This window comes from Burkholderia sp. Z1 (genome assembly GCF_014893795.1).
GTDB classification, from domain to species: Bacteria; Pseudomonadota; Gammaproteobacteria; order Burkholderiales; family Burkholderiaceae; genus Burkholderia; species Burkholderia theae.
This window is the reverse complement of the sequence record NZ_JACFYL010000001.1, coordinates 2275606-2294343: the sequence shown is the minus strand read 5'-3', so window position 1 is coordinate 2294343 and position 18738 is coordinate 2275606. Positions and strand designations below refer to the sequence as shown.

11 protein-coding genes and 2 tRNA genes are annotated in these 18738 nt (G+C 67.1%); 9 read left to right on the top strand and 4 right to left on the bottom strand.

The window, feature by feature from the left end; genetic code table 11:
* Nucleotides 1-140 precede the first annotated feature (140 nt).
* From clpP to H3H55_RS10555, 6 genes are all read left to right on the top strand, one after another.
* Nucleotides 141-794 carry an ATP-dependent Clp endopeptidase proteolytic subunit ClpP gene (clpP, locus tag H3H55_RS10580; protein ID WP_010092137.1) on the top strand — a complete coding sequence of 218 codons (654 nt, stop codon included), beginning with the start codon at nucleotides 141-143 and terminating at the stop codon, nucleotides 792-794.
* Between the two features lie 164 nt (nucleotides 795-958).
* Nucleotides 959-2230: an ATP-dependent Clp protease ATP-binding subunit ClpX gene (gene clpX / locus H3H55_RS10575; protein ID WP_048248493.1), complete on the top strand. Its 1272-nt coding sequence runs from the start codon at nucleotides 959-961 to the stop codon at nucleotides 2228-2230.
* Between the two features lie 197 nt (nucleotides 2231-2427).
* Nucleotides 2428-4851: an endopeptidase La gene (gene lon / locus H3H55_RS10570; protein WP_048248492.1), complete on the top strand. Its 2424-nt coding sequence runs from the start codon at nucleotides 2428-2430 to the stop codon at nucleotides 4849-4851.
* 206 nt (nucleotides 4852-5057) lie between these two features.
* Nucleotides 5058-5133: transfer RNA gene (locus H3H55_RS10565), tRNA-Val, on the top strand.
* Between the two features lie 23 nt (nucleotides 5134-5156).
* A tRNA-Asp gene (locus H3H55_RS10560) sits at nucleotides 5157-5233 on the top strand.
* A 322-nt stretch (nucleotides 5234-5555) separates the two neighbouring features.
* Nucleotides 5556-7490 (top strand): SurA N-terminal domain-containing protein, encoded by a 1935-nt coding sequence (locus H3H55_RS10555; protein ID WP_193098560.1) that lies wholly within the window; start codon nucleotides 5556-5558, stop codon nucleotides 7488-7490.
* Nucleotides 7491-7563: 73 nt separating this feature from the next.
* Here H3H55_RS10555 and H3H55_RS10550 read toward each other — a convergent pair whose 3' ends face one another.
* Nucleotides 7564-8238, bottom strand: coding sequence for an arylesterase (locus tag H3H55_RS10550; RefSeq protein ID WP_129512346.1), 675 nt, complete (start codon nucleotides 8236-8238; stop codon nucleotides 7564-7566).
* Between H3H55_RS10550 and H3H55_RS10545 the strand changes: the two genes are divergently transcribed.
* Entirely contained in the window at nucleotides 8237-8950 is a 714-nt protein-coding gene (locus tag H3H55_RS10545; RefSeq protein ID WP_129512345.1) for an ABC transporter ATP-binding protein, read from the top strand. The two genes, H3H55_RS10550 and H3H55_RS10545, sit on opposite strands and share 2 nt — an antisense overlap.
* Before the next feature lie 60 nt (nucleotides 8951-9010).
* On the opposite strand, the gene pgi is transcribed toward H3H55_RS10545, so the two are convergent.
* The 3 genes from pgi to H3H55_RS10530 all read right to left on the bottom strand — a co-directional run bounded on the left by pgi (nucleotide 9011) and on the right by H3H55_RS10530 (nucleotide 13644).
* Nucleotides 9011-10633 (bottom strand): glucose-6-phosphate isomerase, encoded by a 1623-nt coding sequence (pgi, locus tag H3H55_RS10540; protein WP_193098559.1) that lies wholly within the window; start codon nucleotides 10631-10633, stop codon nucleotides 9011-9013.
* 111 nt (nucleotides 10634-10744) lie between these two features.
* Complete coding sequence (locus H3H55_RS10535) at nucleotides 10745-12289, bottom strand: NAD(P)H-hydrate dehydratase (protein ID WP_193098558.1); 1545 nt, start codon at nucleotides 12287-12289, stop codon at nucleotides 10745-10747.
* Nucleotides 12290-12342: 53 nt separating this feature from the next.
* Nucleotides 12343-13644 (bottom strand): FAD-dependent oxidoreductase, encoded by a 1302-nt coding sequence (locus tag H3H55_RS10530; RefSeq protein ID WP_193098557.1) that lies wholly within the window; start codon nucleotides 13642-13644, stop codon nucleotides 12343-12345.
* Between the two features lie 328 nt (nucleotides 13645-13972).
* Between H3H55_RS10530 and purL the strand changes: the two genes are divergently transcribed.
* Nucleotides 13973-18037 carry a phosphoribosylformylglycinamidine synthase gene (gene purL / locus H3H55_RS10525; RefSeq protein WP_193098556.1) on the top strand — a complete coding sequence of 1355 codons (4065 nt, stop codon included), beginning with the start codon at nucleotides 13973-13975 and terminating at the stop codon, nucleotides 18035-18037.
* A 5-nt stretch (nucleotides 18038-18042) separates the two neighbouring features.
* A complete protein-coding gene (locus H3H55_RS10520; RefSeq protein ID WP_193098555.1) occupies nucleotides 18043-18606 on the top strand; it encodes a GNAT family N-acetyltransferase in 564 nt (187 codons plus the stop codon).
* Nucleotides 18607-18738 lie beyond the last annotated feature (132 nt).

Sequence of the window (18738 nt, the reverse complement as noted above, 5' to 3'; positions counted from 1 at the left end):
GTGTCGCTCTAGCGGCGTGCCGGCTGTCGGAGCGACGGCCCGCACGCCGTTTTTACGTCAAGCGCACGGTTGCCATTAATATGGCGATTGAGCGGGCGGCTTCCTTCCGTTCAATTTTCCATTCGAACAAGGTTCATTGAATGATCACTCGCGCTGAATTGCTGGACATGCTTGCTTCGAACGCGCCGCAGGGTTTCGAGGCTCAAGCACTGGGGCTGGTGCCGATCGTCGTCGAAACGAGCGGCCGCGGCGAGCGTTCGTACGATATCTATTCGCGTCTCCTGAAGGAGCGCCTGGTGTTCATGGTCGGCGAAGTGAACGACCAGACCGCCAACCTCGTGGTCGCGCAATTGCTGTTCCTCGAGAGCGAGAATCCCGACAAGGACATCAGCCTCTACATCAACAGCCCGGGCGGGTCGGTGTCGGCCGGCATGGCGATCTACGACACGATGCAGTTCATCAAGCCGGACGTGTCGACGCTGTGCATGGGGCTCGCGGCCAGCATGGGCGCGTTCCTGCTCGCGTCGGGTGCGAAGGGCAAGCGTTTCGCGCTGCCGAACTCGCGCGTGATGATTCACCAGCCGCTCGGCGGCGCACGTGGCCAGGCATCCGACATCGAGATCCAGGCGCGCGAAATCCTCTACCTGAAGGAGCGGCTGAACCAGTTGCTCGCGCAGCACACGGGCCAGGACGTCGAGCGCATCGCGCGCGACACCGACCGTGATAACTTCATGTCGAGCGAAGACGCGAAGGCGTACGGGCTGATCGATCAGGTGCTCCTGAAGCGCCCGTGAATTTAAGTGGGGTGCCGCCCCGATTCGCGCGGCGCCCCGGCGATATCCCGCACGCCCCGAGCATCTGCGGCAAGCGCATTCGGCCCGCTCCGGTCGCGCCCTAGGCGCGGCGTTCGGAGCATTCGGCGTATCATGTCATTTACCTGTCCGGAGGCTCTACATTCATGGCGGACAAAAAAGGTTCGAACAGCGAGAAGCTGTTGTATTGCTCGTTTTGCGGGAAAAGCCAGCATGAGGTGAAAAAACTCATCGCGGGCCCGTCGGTGTTCATCTGCGATGAATGTATCGACCTCTGCAACGAGATCATTCGCGACGAGGCGGCTGCCGCCGGCGTCGAGGCCAGCCTGTCCCGGTCGGATCTGCCGAGCCCGCAGGAAATTCGCGACATCCTCGATCAGTACGTGATCGGCCAGGAGCGCGCGAAGAAAATCCTCGCGGTGGCCGTGTACAACCACTACAAGCGCCTGAAGCATCTCGACAAGAAGGACGACGTCGAGCTGTCGAAGAGCAACATCCTGCTGATCGGCCCGACGGGCTCCGGCAAGACGCTGCTCGCGCAGACGCTCGCGCGGTTGCTCAACGTGCCGTTCGTGATCGCCGATGCGACGACGCTGACCGAAGCCGGCTACGTCGGCGAGGACGTCGAGAACATCATCCAGAAGCTGTTGCAGAACTGCAACTACGAGGTCGACAAGGCCCAGCGCGGGATCGTCTACATCGACGAAATCGACAAGATCAGCCGCAAGTCGGACAACCCGTCGATCACGCGCGACGTGTCGGGCGAGGGTGTCCAGCAGGCACTGCTGAAGCTCGTCGAGGGCACGATGGCGTCGGTGCCGCCGCAGGGCGGCCGCAAGCACCCGAACCAGGATTTCATCCAGGTCGACACGACCAACATCCTGTTCATCTGCGGCGGCGCGTTCGACGGTCTCGAAAAGGTGATCACCGATCGTACCGAGAAAACCGGCATCGGCTTCGGCGCGACGGTCAAGAGCAAGCAGGAACGCGACGCGGGCGAAGTGCTGCGCGAAACGGAACCGGAAGACCTGATCAAATTCGGTCTGATCCCCGAATTGATCGGCCGTCTGCCGGTGGTCGCGACGCTCGGCAAGCTCGATGAAGCCGCGCTGATGAAGATCCTGGTCGAGCCGAAGAACGCGCTCGTGAAGCAGTATCACAAGCTGTTCGCGATGGAGCGCGTCGAGCTGGAAATTCGGCCGGGCGCGCTGCAGGCGGTTGCCCGCAAGGCGATCCGCCGCAAGACCGGCGCGCGCGGTTTGCGTTCGATCATCGAACAGGCGCTGCTCGACGTGATGTACGAACTGCCGACGATGAAAGGGGTCAGCAAGGTCATCATCGACGAGAACGTCATCGAGGGCGACGGCAAGCCTTTGCTGATCTACGAGGACACGCCGAAGGTGGCGGGTTCGAACTGACCGGCTTGCCGACGATGTTCTGCGAAAAAGGCCGTTCATGAGACCGTGGGCGGCTTTTTTTCGTTTATCTTGTGGGTAACTCTGACTCGACACGCGGTGGTTACTTTCTTACCGAATATTTCCCGCACTTGAAGGCTTGCAATTCGTTGTGGCGGCCTCAATTACCGAACAATTGATTCCACTCATGGGGAAATGAAATGTCAGGCACCCAACTTCTCCCGCCGGAACGCATCACGCTCCCGCTGCTGCCGCTGCGGGACGTCGTCGTTTTCCCGCACATGGTGATTCCGCTCTTCGTGGGCCGGCCGAAATCGATCAAGGCCCTCGAAGCAGCGATGGAAGGCGGCAAGCACATCATGCTCGTCGCCCAGAAAACCGCGGCCAAGGACGAACCGACCGAAAAGGACATGTACGAGGTCGGTTGTATCGCCAACATTCTGCAGATGCTGAAGCTGCCGGACGGCACCGTGAAGGTGCTCGTCGAGGGCCTGCAGCGCGCGAAGGCGTTGTCGATCGAAGAACAGGAGACGCAATTCTCCTGCGACGTGATGCCGCTCGAGCCCGATCATGCCGACAGCGCTGAAACGGAAGCGCTGCGCCGCGCGATCGTGTCGCAGTTCGACCAGTACGTGAAGCTGAACAAGAAGATCCCGCCGGAGATCCTCACGTCGCTGTCGGGCATCGATGAAGCAGGCCGTCTCGCCGACATGATCGCCGAGCGCCTGCCGCTGAAGCTCGACCAGAAGCAGCACATCCTCGAGATGTTCCCGGTCATCGAGCGCCTCGAGCATCTGCTCGCGCAGCTCGAAGCCGAGATCGACATCCTGCAGGTCGAAAAGCGCATCCGCGGGCGCGTGAAGCGCCAGATGGAAAAGAGCCAGCGCGAGTACTACCTGAACGAACAGGTCAAGGCGATCCAGAAGGAACTGGGCGAAGGTGAAGAAGGTGCGGATCTCGAGGAACTCGAGAAGCGCATCAACGCCGCGCGCATGCCGAAGGAAGCGAAGAAGAAGGCCGACGCCGAGCTGAAGAAGCTGAAGCTGATGTCGCCGATGTCGGCGGAAGCCACCGTCGTGCGCAACTACATCGACACGCTGATCGGCCTGCCGTGGCGCAAGAAGAGCAAGGTCAACAACGATCTGTCGAACGCCGAGCAGGTGCTCGACGAGGATCACTTCGGCCTCGAGAAGGTCAAGGAACGGATCCTCGAGTACCTCGCGGTGCAACAGCGCGTCGACAAGGTCAAGGCACCGATCCTGTGCCTCGTCGGGCCTCCGGGTGTCGGCAAGACCTCGCTCGGCCAGTCGATCGCCCGTGCGACGAACCGCAAGTTCGTCCGGATGGCGCTTGGCGGCGTGCGTGACGAAGCCGAGATCCGCGGCCACCGCCGCACGTATATCGGTTCGATGCCGGGCAAGATCCTGCAAAGCCTCGCGAAGGTCGGCGTGCGCAATCCGCTTTTCCTGCTCGACGAAGTCGACAAGATGGGCATGGATTTCCGCGGCGATCCGTCGTCGGCGCTGCTTGAAGTGCTGGATCCGGAACAGAACCACACGTTCGCCGACCACTACATCGAGGTCGACTTCGACCTGTCGGACGTGATGTTCGTCGCGACGTCGAACTCGCTGAACATCCCGCCGCCGCTGCTCGACCGGATGGAAGTGATCCGTCTGTCGGGCTACACGGAAGACGAGAAGGTCAGCATTGCCCAGCGTTACCTGCTGCCGAAGCAGAAGAAGAACAACGGGCTGAAGGAAGGCGAGATCGACGTCACCGAACAGGCGATCCGCGACATCATCCGCTACTACACGCGTGAAGCCGGTGTGCGTTCGCTCGAGCGGGAAGTGTCGAAGATCTGCCGCAAGGTCGTGAAGATGCTGCTGCTGAAGAAGGCATCGGGCGCGATCAAGGTCGATGGCGAGAACCTCGATACGTTCCTCGGCGTGCGCAAGTACGACTTCGGCCTCGCGGCGAAGGAAAACCAGGTCGGTCAGGTGACGGGCCTCGCGTGGACGGAAGTCGGCGGCGACCTGCTGACGATCGAAGCCGCGGTGATGCCGGGCAAGGGCAACGTGATCCGCACGGGTTCGCTCGGCGACGTGATGAAGGAGTCGGTCGAGGCTGCACGTTCGGTCGTGCGCTCGCGTTCGCGCCGTCTGGGCATCAAGGACGAAGCGTTCGAGAAGCAGGACATCCACATCCACGTGCCGGAAGGCGCGACGCCGAAGGACGGTCCGTCCGCCGGCGGTGCGATGACGACCGCGCTGGTGTCGGTGCTGACGGGTATCCCCGTGCGTGCCGATGTCGCGATGACGGGCGAAATCACGTTGCGTGGCGAAGTGCTGCCGATCGGCGGGCTGAAGGAAAAGCTGCTTGCCGCGCATCGCGGTGGCATCAAGCTCGTGCTGATTCCGGAAGAGAACGTGAAGGATCTCGCGGACATTCCGGACAACGTGAAGAACGCGATCGAGATCGTGCCGGTCCGCTGGATCGACAAGGTGCTGGAGCTCGCGCTCGAGCGTTCGCCGACTCCGCTGCCGCCGGAAGAAGAAGCGAAGGCAGCGGCGCCGGTCGGCGAGGCGGCGAAGGATGCCGGCTCGACGGAAGTCGTCAAGCACTGAGACCCTGAACGCCGTCGTTCCTGACGGTTGTTCACGAAACCCGCGGCGTGTCCGCGGGTTTTTTTATGCGTGTCGAAATCGCGCGCGGGCGCCGCAGAAAAAAATTCGCATCCAGGCTTGGCAAAATGATCGGGGATGAATTAAACTTGCGGGCTCGCTGGTTGTTGATGCGGAAACGCAGATCGCAGCCAGAACGAATCGGGAACGGGTGCTTAGCTCAGCTGGTAGAGCGGCGCCCTTACAAGGCGTAGGTCGGGGGTTCGAACCCCTCAGCACCCACCAGTTTCCTGATTCAGCCAGACCAAGGAGCGGTAGTTCAGTCGGTTAGAATACCGGCCTGTCACGCCGGGGGTCGCGGGTTCGAGTCCCGTCCGCTCCGCCAAAAAAATGAAGAAGCCCGCCTTGTGCGGGCTTCTTCATTTGCGTCTCTCGTTGCGCACGCTGGCGTGCGTGTGACTGCGAAGTGGAGGAAGCCGCCTGCGCGGCTTCCGGCGGGACTCGAAGGGTTGCGCTTGCAAGCGCAACCGCGGCCTGCGGGATGTAGGCGAGTCCCGTCCGCTCCGCCAAAAAAATGAAGAAGCCCGCCTTGTGCGGGCTTTTTCATTTGCGTTTCCGGTTGCGCCCACGCGTACCACGTCTGCTTTTCTCCCGTCCCACCCCGTATGTTGTAATATCGGACGTTTTGTCCAATTTTCCCGTCACGCATGCTCGATTTCTTCCGTAATCACCAGCGCCTGATGATGGCGCTCCTGCTCCTGATCGTGTTGCCGGGGCTGGGTTTCGTCGGGATCCAAGGTTTCCGCGGCTTCTTCGACGATAGTGCGAACGTCGCGGCAGTCAACGGGCACAAGATCACGCGGGTCGAATTCGACGGCGCGTTCCGCCAGCAGATCGACCAGGCGCGTCAGGCGCTCGGCGGGCAGTTCGACATCAAGATGTTCGATACGCCCGACCATCGCAAGCAGGTGCTCGACGGCCTGATCCAGCAACGCGTGCTGGCCGACGAGACGCAGCGTCTGCACCTGACCGCCTCCGACAATGCCGTGCGCGAAGCGCTGATGAGCGACCCGATGATCGCGTCGCTGAAGAAGCCCGACGGTTCGATCGATGTCGAGCGTTATGCGCAACTGCTGTCGTTCCAGGGGATGACGCCCGAGCAGTACCAGGAGCGCGTGCGCTACAGCCTCTCGCTGCAGCAGATTCCGGCCAGCATCGTGTCGAGCGCGTTCACGCCGAAGAGCCTCGCGCAGCATCTGTCCGAACTGGCCGCGCAGCAGCGCGAAGTGCAGGCGCTCGTGCTGAAGACGAGCGACTTCGCATCGAAGGTCCAGCCGACCGACGCACAGCTCGCCGCGTACTATGACGCGCACAAGCAAAGCTTCGCGACGCCGGAGACGGCGACGATCCAGTACCTCGTCTATTCGCCGGCCGCAGCGGCCGCGAGCGCGCAGCCGACCGATGCGGACGTCAAGAAATTCTACGACGACAATCCGACGCACTTCCGTACCGAAGCGCAGGTTCGCGTCAGCCACATCTTCTTCGCCGCGGCGAACAGCGCAAGCGCGGCCGACAAGGCCGCCGCGAAGACGAAGGCCGAGCAAGTGCTCGCGGACGTGAAGGCGCATCCGGATCAGTTCGCGCAAATCGCGCAGAAGAGCTCGCAGGACGCGCCGTCGGCAGCGAAGGGCGGCGACCTCGGCTTCATCACGCGCGGCTCGACGGCGGGCGGCAAGGCGTTCGACGATGCCGCGTTCGCGCTCAAGCAGGGCGACGTGAGCGGTGTCGTGCAGTCGGATCTCGGTTTCCACATCCTGAAGGCGACCGAAGTGAAGCCGGCGGCCGTCAAGCCGTTCGCGGACGTGAAGGATCAGATCGCGGCCGAACTGAAGCAGCAGTACGCATCGAAGGCGTTCTCGGACAACGCGGAAGGCTTCACGTCGACCGTCTATGAAAAGGCGAAGACGCTGCAGCCGGCCGCGGACAAGTACAAGCTGACGATCCAGACGGCCACCGTCACGCCGACGCCGAATCCGCAACTGCCGCCGACGAGCCCGCTGAACAATCCGAAGTTCCTGGCCGCCGTGTTCGCGAACGACGCGGTGAAGAACCAGAACAACACGCAAGCGATCGACATCGGCAACAACACGCTGATCTCGGCACGCGTGACCGAGTACAAGCCGGCTGCCGTGCCGGCGCTCGACACGATCAAGGACGCCGTGCGCCAGAAGGTCGTCGCCGAGCAGGCCGCGGAACTCGCGAAGAAGGACGGCGTGGCGAAGCTCGCCCAACTGCAGAAGTCGAAGTCGGCCGACGGCTTCACGCCCGCGCAGAAGGTGTCGCGCACGCAGTCGCAGGGCCTGACGCCGGCTGCGCTGAGCGCCGTCTACAAGGTCGATGCGAAGACACTGCCGGCTTACGTCGGTGTCGATCTCGGCGCGGACGGCTACGCGATCTACCGCGTGAACGCGGTGATCCCGGGTTCGGCGGTCGATCCGCAGCAACTGGCGGCCGCGCAGCAGCAGATGGCGCAGGTCGATGCGCAGAGCGAAGGCGAGGCGTATCTCACCGCGCTGCGCGATCGTTCGAAGGTGAAGCTGTACGGTACGACGACCAGCCAGTCGCAAGACGGCGACAACTGAGCATCGTTTCGCACGCAACAACAAAAAGCCCCGCTTCGAGCGGGGCTTTTTGTTTTGCCGAAAGGCTGAGTGGTCAGCCGCGCGGCTTGCCGAGCAGCGGCTTCAGCGCTGGCCATACGTTGTCGAGCAGGATGCCCTGCGCCTGCTGCGCGGGATGCATCTGGTCGGACTGGAACATCTCGGGCTTGTTCTCGATGCCGGCCAGCAGGAACGGCACGAGCGGCACACCGAGATCCTTCGACAGCCGCGTATAGACCGCGTGGAATTTCTGCGTGTAGTCGGGCCCGTAGTTGGGCGGCACGTACATGCCGACCAGCACGACCTTCGCCTGGGCTTGCCGCGCGCCGGCGATGATGTCGCGCAGGTTCTGCTCGGTCGTCGCGAGCGGCACGCCGCGCAGCGCGTCGTTCGAACCGAGCTCGACGACGACGATCGACGGCTTGAGCCGCTGCAGCACCGCGGGCAGCCGCGCCCGGCCACCGCTCGTGGTATCGCCGCTGACGCTGGCGTTCGCGACGCTATAATCGATTCGCTCGGTCGTGAGCCGTTGCCGAAGCAATGCAACCCAGCCCGTGTCGCGCGGCAGCCCGTATTCGGCCGACAGGCTGTCGCCGAGCACGACGATCACAGGCTGGCCCGATGTCGGTGCCGGCGCCGTCACCGCGTGTGCAGGCGCGGTGGCGGCCAGCAGGGTACCCAGCAGCGCGGCGACCGCCGCGCGCCTTTTCCAGCGAAATGTCGTGTCCATGTTCAAGATTACCGATCCGATCATCGAAGTCCATGACGTGTGCAAACGGGTCGCCGACGCAACGGGCGAGTTGACGATTCTCGACGGCATCACGCTCGCCGTGCGGCCGGGCAGCAGCCTTGCGATCGTCGGCGCATCGGGGTCGGGCAAATCGACGTTGCTCGGCCTGCTTGCGGGGTTGGACAGCGCGACGAGCGGCACGGTTCGCCTGCTCGGCCGCGCGCTCGACCAGCTCGACGAGGACGAGCGCGCCGCGCTGCGCAACGGCGCGGTCGGGTTCGTGTTCCAGTCGTTCCAGCTGATGCCGCACCTGACGGCGCTCGAGAACGTGATGCTGCCGCTTGAACTGCAGGGCGGCATCAGTGCGCGCGACGCGGCCGACCGCGCACGGGCGCTGCTCGTGCAGGTCGGTCTCGGCGAACGCACCGCGCATTATCCGAAACTGCTGTCGGGCGGCGAGCAGCAGCGCGTCGCGCTCGCGCGTGCCTTCGTCACGCGCCCGGCGATCCTGTTTGCCGACGAACCGACCGGCAGCCTCGACGCGGCGACGGGCCATGCGGTCATCGACCTGATGTTCGAACTGAACCGCACGCACGGGGCGACGCTCGTGCTCGTCACGCACGATGCCGAACTCGCGCGCCGCTGCGCGACGACCGTGACGCTCGACGCCGGGCACATCGTCGCGCCGCACGCGGCGCAGCGCGGCGCCTGAATTTTTTTGCCGGCCGCGCAGGTCGGACTGCGCGGCCGGCATGGGCATGACGCGGTAGCGTCAGCGCTTGAGCGCCGCGCGGGCGCGCTCGATCAGCGCCGTGGTCGACGAGTCGTGCTTCGCGGGATCGAGCGACTCGGCCGACAGGTCGGCTTCGACGACCTTGCCGAGAATCTTGCCGAGCTCGACGCCCCACTGGTCGAACGGGTTGATGTCCCACACCGTCGCCTGCACGAGCACCTTGTGCTCGTAAAGCGCGATCAGCGCGCCGAGCGTGCGCGGCGTCAGCGCATCGACGAGCAGCGTCGTGGTCGGGCGGTTGCCCGGGAACGTCAGGTGCGGCGCGAGCGCCTCCTTGCCGGGCCCGGCGACCTTGCGCGCTTCTTCGAGCGTGCGGCCGAGCATCAGTGCCTCGCTCTGCGCGAAGCAGTTCGCGAGCAGCTTAGGATGATGGCTCGCGAGCGCGTGCTCGGGCGTCAGCACCGCGATGAAGTCGATCGGCACGATCGTCGGCCCCTGGTGCAGCATCTGGAAGAACGCATGCTGGCCGTTGGTGCCCGGCTCGCCCCACGTGACGGCCGAGGTCGGGTAATCGACGAAGGTGCCGTCCAGGCGCGCGGATTTGCCGTTGCTCTCCATTTCGAGCTGCTGCAGGTACGACGGCAGGTAGTGCAGCGCTTCCGAATACGGCGCGACGAGATAGCTCTGCGAGCCGAAGAAATTCCGGTACCAGATGCCGATCATGCCGAGCAGCACCGGCAGGTTGCGCTCGAGCGGCGCTTCGCGGAAATGGCGATCCATGTCGTTCGCGCCGGCCAGCAGCTCATCGAACTGTTCGGGGCCGATCGCGATCATGATCGACAGCCCGACCGCCGACCACAGCGAATAACGGCCGCCGACCCAATCCCACATTTCGAACACGTTTTCCGCGGCGATGCCGAACTTCACGACTTCGGCCGGGTTCGCCGACACGCCGACGAAGTGCTTCGCGAGCGCGTCCTCGGGGCAGCCGCGCGCGACGAACCAGTCGCGCAGCGAGCGTGCGTTCGTCATCGTCTCGAGCGTCGTGAAGGTCTTCGACACGATGATCGCGAGCGTTTCCTCCGGATCGACCTGTTCGAGCACGCGCGCGAGATCGGCGCCGTCGACGTTCGACACGAAGTGGGTCGAGATGTCGGGCGTCGCGACGTGGTGCAGCGCATGCACGACCATCTTCGGCCCGAGATCGGAACCGCCGATGCCGATGTTGATCACGTGGCGGATGCGCTTGCCCGTGTAGCCGGTCCAGGCGCCGCTGCGCACCGCACGTGCGAAGGTCGCCATCTTCGCGCGCTCGGCGCTCACCTGCGCGTGGAACGGCGCTTGCGGATCGGTCGCGCGCAGCGCGGTATGCAACGCGGCACGGCCTTCGGTCGGGTTCACGATCTCGCCCGCGAACATCGCGTCGCGGCGCGCTTCGACGCCGGCGTCGCGTGCGAGCTGCACCAGCAGGCGCAGCGTTTCGTCAGTGATGCGGTTCTTCGAGAGATCGGCCGCGAGACCGCCGCCCGGGATCGTGAAGCGTTCGGCGCGGGTCGGCGCGCGATCGTTTTCGGGCGCGAACCAGTCGCGCAGCCGGGCGTGGCGGATCTGTTCGAAGTGGGATTGAAGGGCGGTCCAGGCGGGGAGCGAATTCAGCGTCATGACGGTTCGAGTGAAGCGTGAATCGGGAGGAATGCCGCGCCGGCTCATCGGGATCGGAAAGCCGGCGGACGAGAAGGCCCGCCGTGCGGCGGGGCAGTCAGTATAGCGGCGTTACGTGTCGGCGCGCGGCGACGCATAAAAAAGGCGATTGACCAGCGTGCGCACCATCGGCGCAAGCTCGCCCGCGGTGAGCCCGGCCGGGCCGGTGCCGTGCGCGGTCAGCGTGTCGGCCGCGAGGCCGTGCAGGTAGACGCCCGCGAGCGCCGCTTCGTACGGTGTGACGCGCTGCGCGAGCCATGCGCCGATCAGGCCGCCGAGCACGTCGCCGGTGCCGCCGGTGGCGAGTGCTGCGTTGCCGGTCGGATTGATCGTCACGCGGCCGTCGGGCGCCGCAATCACCGTGCCCGAGCCTTTCAGCACGACGATCGCTGCGTAGCGCGCGGCGAGCGCCTGCGCGGCCGCGACGCGATCATGCTGCACGGTCGCCGTGTCGCTGCCGAGCAGCCGCGCGGCCTCGAGCGGATGCGGCGTCAGCACGCACGCATTGCCGCGCGCGCCGCGCGTGGCGACGGCGGCCGCGAGGTCCGCGTGCGTTGCGACGAGGTTCAGTGCGTCGGCATCGAGCAGCGTCGCGGCGTCGTGCGCGAGCGCGTCGCGCACGAGCGTCGCCGCGGCCTCGCGCGTGCCGAGGCCGCAGCCGGCCGCGATCGCGGTCATCGCGTCGAGATCGAGGCCGTCGGCCGGATGCAGCATCAGTTCGGGGAACGGCGGGTCGTATGGCGGCGCGCCGGTGCCGAGGAAACCGATGTGCACCTTGCCGGCGCCCGCGAACAGCGCGGCGCGCGCGGCCAGGATCGGCGCGCCGCACATGCCCGTGTCGCCGCCGAGCACCGCCAGGCTGCCGAACGTGCCCTTGTGGGACGCGAACGCGCGCGCGGGCAGGGCCGTGGCGAACCGCGCGGGTGCATTCAACACGATGGCCGGCGCGGCGGACGGCGCGACGTCGAGCGACGCGATCTCGATCTCGCCGGCGAGGTCGCGGCCGTCGCCCGTATAGAGGCCCGGTTTCGCGCCGATGAAGGTGAGCGTGTGGGTAGCCGCGACGGCTGCGCCCGCGCCGACGATTCGGCCCGTATCGCTGTCGAGCCCGCTCGGCACGTCGAGCGCGAGCACGCGGCCGCCGCTGCGCGCATGCGCGGCGATGCGCGCGGCCTGCTCGGCGAACGCACCGTCGAGCGCGCGGCCGAGACCGATGCCGAACAGCCCGTCGACGACCCACGCATAACCGTCCAGCGATGCGGGTGGCGCGGCCGACAGCGGCACGCCGGCCGTGCGCGCGAGGCCGAGCGCCCATTGCGCGTCGTCCGGCCTGACCGGCACCGGCATCCATGCCTGCGTCGCGACGCCGAGCTGCTGGAGGTGCGCGGCGGCCACCAGCGCGTCGCCGCCGTTGTTGCCGGGGCCGACCGCGAACCACACGGGGCGGTCGTCGCCGGCGACGCGCTCGGACAGCCAGCGCGCGGCGGCGGCGCCCGCGCGGCCCATCAGCGTGTGCGGCGGCAGCGCCGCGCTCGCGTCGGCTTCGGCCGCGCGCAGGTCGGCGACGCGCAGCAGCGCGATCGGATCGGAATCGGGAAACGGGCGGGTAACGGTCATCGCGGGGTCGTGGCGGCTGGCAAGGATGGCCGCCCGGGACGGGCCCGCGGCGGTCAGGTCGTGAAGCGCCCGGCGCGCAGCGCGGCGAGCGTGTCGGCGGGCCAGTGCTGCACGTCGCCGCCCAGATAGTCGGTCACCACTTTAGCAGACCCGCACGCGAGCCCCCAGCCAGCCGGACCGTGCCCGAAATTGACGAACACGCGCGGATGCGGGGTCGGACCCACGACCGGCAGGCCGTCCGGCGACAGCAGTTGCGTGCCTTGCCACGACAGCGCGGCCGAGATCCTGGCGGCACCGGGCACCCAGTCGTGGACGGCTTGGCCGAGCAGCGCGAGCGCCGCCTCGGACAGCGGCTCGGCAAGCGGCTTCGCGGTGTCGGGCAGGCTCTGCAGCACGCCGGCGCCGCCGACGCGCAGTCGTTGGTGGGTACGCGTGATCGAGATTCGCTTGATCGAGTCGACGACGCTCAGGTGCGGCGCGTGTTCTTCGTACGCAACCGGTGCGGTGAGCGTGTGGACGCGCACCGGGTGCAGCGGCAGGCGCCAGCCGAGCCGGTCGAGCAGCGGCAGGCTGCCGGCGCCGGCGGCGACCACGATCGCATCGGCGGAAATCACGTCGACCTCGCGCGCGTTCGACGCGTGCCGGTCGCCGGTCGGTACGAGCTCAACCGCGGCGCGGCCGGTGTCGACACGGATCGCGGCGACGTCCGCGCCGAAGCGGAACTGCACGCCGTGCTCGTCGAGCGTCTGCTTGACCAGTTTCGCGAACAGCGGGCAGTTCCCGGTGCGCTCGGTTTCGAGCAGCACGCCGCCGGCGAAACCGGGCTCGGCCGGCACCGACGGCTCGAGCGCCGCGCATTCGTCGGCGCTCAGCGTGCGATACGGCTGGTCGAGCGTGCGCAGCAGGTCGAGCGCGGGCTGCATCGCTTCCCAGTCGCGCGGATCGCGCACGACATGCAGGATGCCGGGCTTCTGCTCGAATTCGAGTTCGAGGCGCGCCTCGATGTCGGCGAGCATGTCGCGCGACGCGTCGATCAGCGGGCGCAGCCGTGCGTACTGCGCGGCGAACGCGTCGGGCTCGCGCAGCGTGCCGAGCTGCTTGACGAAGCGGCGCACGCCGCCGTTGAAGCCCGGCTTGTAGACGATGCCGCTGTCGCGCGGCTGGCGCTGGCGCATGAAGGTCGGGCCGAACCAGACGTCGAGCGGGCTCGGCAGCAAGGCGCCGCCGTCGCCGTAGGTCGCGCCCTGCGCGACGGTCGCGTGGCGTTCGATCACGCACACGCGGTGGCCGGCCGCGCGCAACTGGTAGGCGGTGGCGACGCCGCTGATTCCGCCGCCGATGACGATGACATCCATGGATTGCTTCGATGACGGGCGGCGCGCACGCCGCCCGGTGAGAATTCGCTGAGGGCTCCGGCCCGGTGAACCCGGAATGATAGCGCCAAAATCGCGGGAGCCGGCGTCGGGCGAGCGCGTTCCGTGCGGCCGCTCCGTGGCCGCCGGCTGTCGCGTCCGCGCGGGCCGGCCCGGCGGGCGGGCCGTGCGCGGCGCACACCGGGGCACCGTTGCGGTGCATGCGGGCTACCGATCGGCCGGTCTTGGGCGACCGACTTCCGGGTATAATTACGGCCTTCTTTCGCCCCACGTCGCCACCTCGCGCGACTCATCGACGTCAGTCCAGCCCATGGCTCACTTCTCGTGTTTTCCCGGCGCTTCGGCCCTCTCCGATTTCCGTCAAACCCGTCTGCTCGACACGCTCAGGCAAATCGACGCCAACATCGTCGCGGTGCGCGGGCAGTTCCTGCACTTCGTCAATGCGGCCGAACCGCTGTCGGCCGACGACAGCGCGCGTATCGATGCGCTGATGCACTACGGCGCGCCGTTCGAGCCGGCGGCCGAGAAGGGGACGGCCGAGACCTTCGTCGTGCTGCCGCGCTTCGGCACGGTTTCGCCGTGGGCGAGCAAGGCGACCGACATCGCGCAGCACTGCGGCCTTACGCACGTGCGCCGCATCGAGCGCGGCGTCGAATTCACGGTCACGCTGAAGTCGGGCCTGCTCGGCGGCAAGAAGGCGCTGTCCGACGACGCGCGCACGGCCGTCGTGGCCGCGCTGCATGACCGGATGACCGAAAGCGTGGTCGCCGCGCGCGACGATGCGAAGCACCTGTTCGACGAACTGCCGGCCAAGCCGCTCGCGAGCGTCGACGTGCTGGGCGTCGGCCGCGGCGCGCTGGAGCGCGCGAACGTCGAGCTGGGCCTCGCGCTCGCCGACGACGAGATCGACTACCTGGTCGACGCGTTCCGCAAGCTCGAACGCAACCCGACCGACGTCGAATTGATGATGTTCGCGCAGGCGAACAGCGAGCACTGCCGCCACAAGATCTTCAACGCGCAGTGGACGATCGACGGCGAAGCGCAGGACATGTCGCTGTTCGCGATGATCCGCAACACCGAGAAGCTGAACCCGCAAGGCACGATCGTCGCGTATTCGGACAACTCGTCGATCATGGTCGGCGCCGAGGCCGAACGCTGGTTCCCGCGCAACGCGGGCGCGGCCGGCGAGCCGGGCGAGCGGTACGGCCGCCACACCGAGCTCACGCACACGCTGATGAAGGTCGAGACGCACAACCACCCGACGGCGATCTCGCCGTTCCCGGGCGCGGCGACCGGCGCGGGCGGCGAGATCCGCGACGAAGGCGCGACGGGCCGCGGTGCGCGTCCGAAGGCCGGCCTCACGGGCTTCACCGTATCGAACCTCGACCTGCCCGACGCACGCCAGTCGTGGGAAAACGCGCGCGACGCGGCACAGCCGGTCGGCGAGCGCAACCCGAATGACGCGCACGGCCCGTACGGCCGTCCGGACCGCATCGCGTCGCCGCTGCAGATCATGATCGACGGCCCGCTCGGCGGCGCCGCGTTCAACAATGAATTCGGCCGCCCGAACCTCGGCGGCTACTTCCGCGTGTACGAGCAGAACGTCGACGGCCAGGTGCGCGGTTATCACAAGCCGATCATGATCGCGGGCGGCCTCGGCAACATCGCCGACCAGCACACGCACAAGCACGACGTGCCGGCCGGCTCGCTGCTGATCCAGATCGGCGGCCCCGGCATGCGGATCGGGATGGGCGGCGGCGCGGCGAGCTCGATGGCGACCGGCGCGAATACGGCCGAACTCGACTTCGACTCGGTGCAGCGCGGCAACCCCGAAATCGAGCGTCGCGCGCAGGAAGTGATCAACGGCTGCTGGCAGCTCGGCGCGGAAAACCCGATCCTGAGCATCCACGACGTCGGTGCGGGCGGCCTGTCGAACGCGTTCCCCGAGATCGTCGACGGCGCGGGCAAGGGCGCCCGCTTCGAACTGCGCAAGGTCGCGCTCGAGGAATCGGGCCTGTCGCCGCGCGAAATCTGGTCGAACGAGGCGCAGGAGCGCTACGTGCTCGCGATCGCGCCGGCCGACCTGCCGCGTTTCGAAGCGATCTGTGCACGCGAGCGCTGCCCGTTCGCGGTGGTCGGTGTCGCGACCGACGAGCGCCAGTTGCAGCTCGTCGATGACGAAGCGACGGGCACCGACGAATACCCGGTCGACATGCCGATGGAAGTGCTGCTCGGCAAGCCGCCGCGCATGCACCGCGACGTCGCGCGGGTCGCGACCGAGCGCGCGCCGGTCGACGTGACGGGCATCGCGCTGTCGGAAGTCGCGGTCGACGTGCTGAAGCACCCGACGGTCGGCAGCAAGTCGTTCCTGATCACGATCGGCGACCGTTCGGTCGGCGGCACGTCGGTGCGCGACCAGATGGTCGGCCCGTGGCAGGTGCCGGTGGCCGACTGCGCGATTACCGCGCTCGACTATGCGGGCTTCAAGGGCGAAGCGATGACGATGGCCGAGCGCACGCCGCTCGCGGTGATCGACGCACCGGCATCGGGCCGCATGGCGGTCGGCGAGGCGATCACGAACATCGCGAGCGCGCCGATCGCGTCGCTCGACAAGCTGAAGCTGTCGGCGAACTGGATGGCCGCGTGCGGCACGGCCGGCGAGGACGCCGCGCTGTTCGACACGGTCAAGGCGATCGGCATGGAGCTGTGCCCGGCGCTCGGGATCGGCATCCCGGTCGGCAAGGACTCGCTGTCGATGAAGACGAAGTGGGACGAGCAGGGCGTCGCGAAGGAAGTGGTTTCGCCGGTGTCGCTGATCATCTCCGCGTTCGCGCCGGTCGAGGACGTGCGCCGGCACCTGACGCCGCAACTGCGCCGCGTCGCCGACGCAGGCGACAGCGTGCTGATCGCGATCGATCTCGGCCGCGGCAAGAACCGGATGGGCGGCAGCATCTTCGCGCAGGTCACGCAGCAGGTCGGCGACACGACGCCGGACGTCGACGACGCGGAAGACCTGAAGCGCTTCTTCAACGCGATCCAGTCGCTCAATGCGCAGGACAAGCTGCTCGCGTACCACGATCGCTCGGACGGCGGCCTGTGGGCGACGGTGTGCGAAATGGCGTTCGCGGGCCACGCGGGCGTGTCGCTGAACGTCGACATGCTGACGCTCGACCCGAATCACGAATCCGACTACGGCGACGCGAAGGACTGGGCGAAGCAGACGAGCGGCCGTCGCGACGATCGCACGCTGCGCGCGCTGTTCTCCGAGGAACTCGGTGCCGTCGTGCAGGTGCGCACGGCCGACCGCGACGCGGTGCTCGGCGCGCTGCGCGAATTCGGCCTGTCGGCGTGCTCGCACGTGATCGGCGCGGTCAACGACCGCGACGTGATCGAGGTGTACCGCGACGCGAAGAAGATCTTCGACGCACCGCGCACCGAACTCCATCGCGCGTGGGGCGAAGTGAGCTGGCGTATCGCGCGCCTGCGCGACAACCCCGCCTGCGCGGACGCCGAATACGACGCGCTGCTCGACGCGGCCGATCCGGGCATCTCGCCGGTGCTGAGCTTCGATCCGGCCGACGACATCGCCGCGCCGTTCATCGCGACGGGCGCCCGCCCGCGCGTTGCGATCCTGCGTGAGCAAGGTGTGAACTCGCATCTGGAAACGGCCTACGCGTTCGACCGCGCGGGCTTCGATGCGCACGACGTGCACATGAGCGATCTGCTCGCGGGTCGCGCAACGCTCGCCGATTTCGCGGGCGCGGTCGCGTGCGGCGGCTTCTCGTACGGCGACGTGCTGGGCGCGGGCGAAGGCTGGGCGAAGACGGTTCGCTTCAACGCGAACCTCGCCGACATGTTCTCGGCATTCTTCGCGCGTCCCGACACGTTCGCGCTCGGTATCTGCAACGGCTGCCAGATGATGTCGAGCCTCGCGTCGATGATTCCGGGTGCGGAAGCGTGGCCGAAGTTCACGCGCAACAAGTCCGAGCAGTTCGAGGCGCGCTTCTCGTTCGTCGAAGTGGAAAAGTCGCCGTCGATCTTCTTCGCGGGGATGGAAGGCTCGCGGATTCCGGTCGCGGTCGCGCACGGCGAAGGTTATGCGGACTTCTCGCAACAGGGCGACATCGATCGCGTCGCGGTTTCGATGCGGTTCGTCGACCACCGTGGCGAAGCGACCGAGCGTTATCCGTTCAACCCGAACGGCTCGCCGGCCGGCATCACGTCGGTCACGACGGCCGACGGGCGCTTCTCGGTGCTGATGCCGCACATGGAGCGCGTGCATCGCACGGTCGCGATGAGCTGGCACCCGGAAAGCTGGGGTGAAGCGAGCCCGTGGCTGCGCGTGTTCCGTAACGCGCGCCGCTGGATCGGCTGATCCGGATGATGTTCGACCCGAACGCACCGGTCGAAGTCGTCACGCTGCGCGACGAGCGCAAGAGTGAGGCCGACGCGATCGGCCGCCTGATCGTCGAGGCGTTCGCGGGCGAGCCGCAGGGCGGCCAGTTCGAACGGCGGATCGTCGACGCGCTGCGCGCGGACGGCGCGCTGCGCGCGGACGGCGCGCTGAGCGTGTCGCTCGTCGCGGAGCGCGATGGCCGCATCATCGGGCACGTCGCGTACTCGCCGGTCGCGATCGGCGGCGAGCCGGCCGGCACGCAGCAGTGGTACGGGCTGGCGCCGCTCGCGGTGCGGCCCGACTGCCAGCGGCAGAGCATCGGCGCGGGGCTCGTGCGCACGGGGCTAGACGCGTTGCACCGGCTCGGCGCGCGCGGCTGCGTGGTGCTCGGCGATCCCGCGTACTACACGCGCTTCGGCTTCGCGCCGTCCGGCGACATCGTGTTTCCCGGCGTGCCGCCCGAGTATTTCCTCGCGCTGTCGTTCGACGAATCGGTGCCGCGGCCTGCGGGCGACGTTCGTTACCACGATGTGTTTTATCCCGCGTAACGCGTAGCGATCACGGCCGCGCAGCTTGCGCCCGATCCCGCCAAGGCCGCTCTTCGGAGCGGCTTTTTCTTGTGCCTTTCCCGCACGACCATGAAAAAAGGCCGCTCCGAAGAGCGGCCTTTCGATGCGCGG